This is a genomic window from Rhodococcus sp. EPR-147 (assembly GCF_001647185.1).
Lineage (GTDB): Bacteria > Actinomycetota > Actinomycetes > Mycobacteriales > Mycobacteriaceae > Rhodococcoides.
In genome coordinates, this window is record NZ_LVCU01000447.1 from 1 (window position 1) to 5,385 (window position 5,385).

The following is a 5,385-nucleotide window of genomic DNA, read 5'->3' on the forward strand; positions in this document are numbered from 1 at the left end:
TGCCGATTCACACGGGGCCGGGCAGACCCGCCCGGTGAACTCCGGAAAATTGTTGGTCGCGTGCAGTCGGTCGCTGGCCGCATCCCAGCGGCCGCGGCGCACCAGGTCGTTCCATTCGGGGATCAGATTTCCCAGCGGGCAACCTGCAGTACCCGAGTGGCAGAACGGAATACCGCAGTCCATGCAGCGACGCGCCTGATCGGAGACCTCGGCGGCACGCTCGCTCGTCGGCTGGTGCGAGTACACCTCGTTCCAGTCCTTGACGCGCTCGCCGATCGGACGCTTGGCAGCCTCACGCTTGACGACTTTCAGAAATCCCTGTGGATCAGCCACGTGCAGCCTCCATGATCGCAGCATCGACGTCGCGCCCTTCGGCACGCGCCATTCTTGTCGCCTCCAGCACTCGCTGGTAGTCGACGGGCATGACTTTGGTGAACAACGCAGACCGGCGGGGCCAGTCGGCCAGCAGCGAGGTCGCGACGGTGGAACCGGTCCACCGGCGGTGATTCTCGACGGTCTCGCGCAGCCACACCAGATCGTCCGGGTTGGGCACCTGCAGTTCGACCATCGCCATGTTCACGTCCGCCGGATCGAGACCGAGGACGTACGCGATGCCGCCGGACATACCTGCAGCCATGTTGCGACCGGTCGGCCCGAGCACCACGACCCGACCGCCGGTCATGTACTCGAACGCGTGGTCGCCCACGCCCTCGTTCACCGCGACGGCTCCCGAGTTACGGACCGCGAACCGCTCCCCTGCCTTGCCGCGCAGGTACACCTCACCCGAGGTGGCACCGTAGAGAATCGTGTTTCCTGCGATCACGTTGTCCTCTGCGACGAACGGTGCGTCGTCGGCAGGGCGCACGACTATTCGGCCGCCCGACAATCCCTTACCGACATAGTCGTTCGCGTCACCGACCAGATCGATGGTGATACCCGGCGGCAGGAAAGCCCCGAGAGACTGACCGGCCGATCCGGTGAACGCGATGCGAATGGTGTCGTCCGGCAACCCGACCGCGCCGTAGCGCCGGGTGACCTCGGACCCCAGCAGCGTTCCGACGGTGCGATTGACGTTGCGTACCGGCAGCTCGAGCTTGACCGGATGCGCATCCTCCAAAGCTCCCTCTGCCAACTGGATCAGAGTCCGGTCCAGCGCGAGATCGAGACCGTGGTCCTGCGCGCGGAGGCGTCGACGCTGCGTCATCGGGGCACCGTGGCGGTCGACGGGCATCGAGAAGATCGGGGTCAGATCGAGTCCCTTGCTCTTCCAGTGCGCCACTCCGGCTGCCGTCTCGAGCACGTCGGCGTGACCGACCGCCTCGTCGATACTCCGGAAACCGAGCTGCGCAAGGTACTTTCGCACGTCCTCGGCGATGAACTTGAAGAAGTCCTCGAGGAACTCGGGCTTGCCGGTGAACCTCTTGCGCAGCTCCGGGTTCTGGGTGGCGACACCGACCGGGCAGGTGTCCAGGTGGCAGACGCGCATCATGATGCAGCCCGCCACGATCAGCGGGGCCGTCGAGAACCCGAACTCCTCTGCGCCGAGCAATGCCGCAACGATGACGTCGCGTCCGGTGCGCATGCCGCCGTCGCACTGCACGGTGATGCGATCACGCAGGCCGTTGAGCACCAGCGTCTGCTGGGCGTCGGCGAGGCCGATCTCCCACGGAGCGCCTGCATGCTTGAGCGAGGTCAACGGCGCAGCACCGGTTCCGCCGTCGTATCCGGAGATGAGAACGACGTCGGCGTGTGCCTTGCTCACCCCCGTCGCCACCGTGCCGACGCCGACGGAACTGACGAGCTTGACGTGCACGCGCGCCTTCTCGTTGGCGTTCTTCAGATCGTGGATCAGCTGCGCGAGATCCTCGATCGAGTAGATGTCGTGGTGCGGGGGCGGCGAGATGAGGCCGACACCCGGCGTCGAGTGTCGGGTCTTGGCCACCCATGGATACACCTTGTACCCGGGCAGCTGACCGCCCTCGCCCGGCTTGGCACCCTGCGCCATCTTGATCTGAATGTCCGTGGCGTTGACCAGATAGTCGCTGGTGACACCGAACCGACCGCTGGCGACCTGCTTGACGGCACTGCGTCGCGTCGGATCGTAGAGCCGGTCGACGTCCTCGCCGCCCTCCCCGGAGTTGGACCGTCCGCCGAGATTGTTCATCGCAACGGCCATCGTCTCGTGCGCCTCGGCGGAGATGGATCCGTAGCTCATCGCGCCGGTGTTGAACCGGGTGACGATCGACTCGACCGATTCCACCTCGTCGAGCGGAACCGGCGGCCGGACACCGTCCTTGAACTCGAACAGACCGCGCAGCGCACCGCCCTCGCGAGCGAGCCGGTCCACCTCGTCGGTGTACTTCTGGAACACGTCGTATCGACCGGTGCGCGTGGCGTGCTGCAGCAGGAACACCGTCTCAGGGGTGAACAGGTGCAGCTCACCCTCGCGTCGGAACTGATACTCACCGCCGATCTCCAGCCGGCGATGGACGCGGTCGGTCGGATTCTCGGGGTACGCCCTGCGGTGGCGCAGCTTGACCTCCTCGGCGAGCACGTCGAGGCCGACGCCGCCGAGCTTGCTGACCGTGCCCTTGAAGTACTCGCGCACCACCTCGCGATCGAGACCGACGGCCTCGAAAACCTGTGCGCCGGTGTAGGACCCGACGGTCGAGATGCCCATCTTCGACATCACCTTGAGTACGCCCTTGCCGAGACCGTACAGATAGTTCCGTACCGCGATCGTCGGTTCGACTCCGGTCAGTTCGCCCTCGCCGACCAGATCCTCGATCGATTCCATCGCCAGATACGGATTGACGGCTGCGGCACCGAAGCCGATGAGCAGCGCCAGATGGTGCACCTCGCGCGCGTCACCGGATTCGACGACGAGCGCGATCTTGGTGCGCTCCTTGGTGCGAACCAGGTGATGGTGCACCGCCGAGGTGGCCAGCAGCGACGGGATCGGGGCCCGAGTATGATCCGAATCGCGATCGGAGATGATCAGCGTGGTGTAGCCCGCAGCGATCGCTTCCGATGCCCGGGCCCGCAACTCCTCGATGGCCTCGGCAAGACCTTCGCCGCCGCGCTCCACCTCGTACAGCCCACGCAACACCGTGGCCGACAGTCCCGGATGGTCTCCGTCGTCGTTGATGTGGATGATCTTGTTGAGCTCGTCGTTGTCGAGCACCGGCCACGGCAACACGATCTGCCTGCACGACGCCGCAGTGGGCTCGAGCAGGTTCTGCTCCGGACCCATCACCCGCGCGAGCGAGGTCACGATCTCCTCGCGGATCGAGTCCAGCGGCGGGTTGGTGACCTGTGCGAACAGTTCGATGAAGTAGTCGTAGAGCTGACGCGACCGCTGTGACATCACCGCGGCCGGCGTATCGGTACCCATCGATCCGAGCGGCTCGCCCCCGGATGCGGCCATCGGCGTCAGCACGACGCGCAGGTCTTCCTCGGTGTAGCCGAAGGCGACCTGCCGACGCACCACCGAGTCGTGGTTGTACTGGATGTGAGCACGCTCGGGCAGGCTCTTGATCTCGAGCAGGCCGGCGTGCAGCCACTCCTGGTACGGATGTTCGGTTGCCAGTTGGAGTTTGATCTCCTCGTCCGGCACGAGACGTCCGGCGACGGTGTCGATCAGGAACATCTTGCCTGGCTCGAGGCGACCTTTGGCGACGACCTCGGATTGGGGAACGTCCAGCACGCCTGCTTCACTGGCGAGGATCACACGGCCGTCCGCCGTCTGCCACCAGCGGCCGGGGCGAAGGCCGTTGCGGTCCAGCACAGCTCCGACATAACTGCCGTCGGTGAACGTCACGCAGGCCGGACCGTCCCAGGCCTCCATCATCGACGAGTGGAACTGGTAGAAAGCCCTGACACGCGGATCCATCGTGCGGTGGTTCTCCCACGGCTCGGGCACCATCATCATCACCACGTGCGGCACGCTGCGTCCGCCGAGGTGCAGTAGTTCGAGCACCTCGTCAAGCGACACCGAGTCCGAGGCATCGGGGTTGCAGATCGGGAACAAGCGCTCCAGGTCCCCGGGAATCAGGTCGCTCGACAGCAACGCTTCGCGAGCCCGCATCCGGTTTCGGTTGCCCTTGACGGTGTTGATCTCGCCGTTGTGGGCGACGTAGCGATGCGGGTGCGCCAGCGGCCACGACGGGAACGTGTTGGTCGAGAAACGACTGTGCACGATGGCAATGGCGCTCGTGCACAACGGGTTACGCAGTTCCGGAAAGTACAGCGGCAGCTGCATCGTGGTGAGCATGCCCTTGTAGACGATGGTGCGCGAGGACAACGACGGAAAGAACAGTCCCGACCCGTCGGCCTCGATCTCGGGGGTGACCCGCTCGGAACGCTTGCGCAATCCGTAGACGAGACGGTCGAGAGCGAGACCGGCCGGACGCGTGCCGTCGACCTCGGGAGCGGTGACGTAGAGGTAGCTCATGTACGGCATGCAACCGAGGGCGGTGAGGCCCACATCGGCTCGATCGGGATCGACCTCGACCGGAACCCAGCCCAGGATGTCCAGACCCTCTTCGGCCGCAACGGATTCGACGCGCTCGACGGCGATGGCCCGCTCACGGATACCCTGCGGCAGAAAACACACTCCGGCCGCGAACGTGTTGTCACCGTCGGCTCCGGGCGCGGGCAGGTCGAACGGCGCGAGGGAGTCGAGGAGTTCGACAGGGAGCTGAATCAGAATGCCCGCGCCGTCACCGCTGTTGGGCTCGGCACCGGCAGCTCCGCGATGTTCCAGGTTCTCCAGTGCCAGAACCCCGTCGGCGACGATCGCGTGAGAGCGGCGACCCGCGATGTCGGCGATCATCGCCACGCCACAGGAATCCTTCTCCGAGCTCGGGTCGTACAGACCTTGCTCCGCAGGCATCCGAGAAAACAGCACCACGATCACCTCCACGTAGGCCGGTGGGGTGCGTGCAAGCGGTGCAGTGTCTTCGACCCTGCGCCGGAAGTCTCGGCAACCCCGTCGGCTGGTCGGCTCGGATCGACCGAAACGGTCGGATGAGCCGAATTGAACTGCCTATCGGGAATTCACCGGGACAGCTCTGGCCCGCGAAAGAATCCGGGATCTCTCCCGGATGGCGAAATCGTAGCAGCTGGCATTCGCATCGATGCAATCACGAATGTCGGCTGTGACGAATGCGATCGTCAGTCGCGCAACGGTCGACCGTGCTGATCACGCACGCTGCCGGTGAGCATCAATATGCCGTCGATCAACGGCCAGATTCCGCCGATACCGCAGGTGAGCCACGTGACGGCTATCTGCGCCACCGCGATGCCCGGCTGGTTGAGATAGAAGCGACCTGCTCCGAACGCGCCCAACAGGATGCCGAGCAGACCTGCCGTCAGCTTCTGCTT

Annotated in this window: 2 protein-coding genes and 1 pseudogene; all 3 read right to left on the reverse strand. The window is 65.2% G+C overall.

Annotated features, from left to right (window positions below):
• Positions 1 to 333 (reverse strand): annotated as a pseudogene (gene gltD, locus A2J02_RS19485) (glutamate synthase); the annotation flags it as partial.
• Complete coding sequence (gene gltB, locus A2J02_RS19490) at positions 326 to 4,909, reverse strand: glutamate synthase large subunit (RefSeq protein ID WP_068052405.1); 4,584 nt, start codon at positions 4,907 to 4,909, stop codon at positions 326 to 328. The pseudogene gltD and the gene gltB, both read right to left, overlap by 8 nt.
• A gap of 266 nt (positions 4,910 to 5,175) precedes the next feature.
• On the reverse strand, positions 5,176 to 5,385 hold a 210-nt coding region (locus tag A2J02_RS19495; RefSeq protein WP_156516305.1), incomplete at its 5' end, for a TM2 domain-containing protein.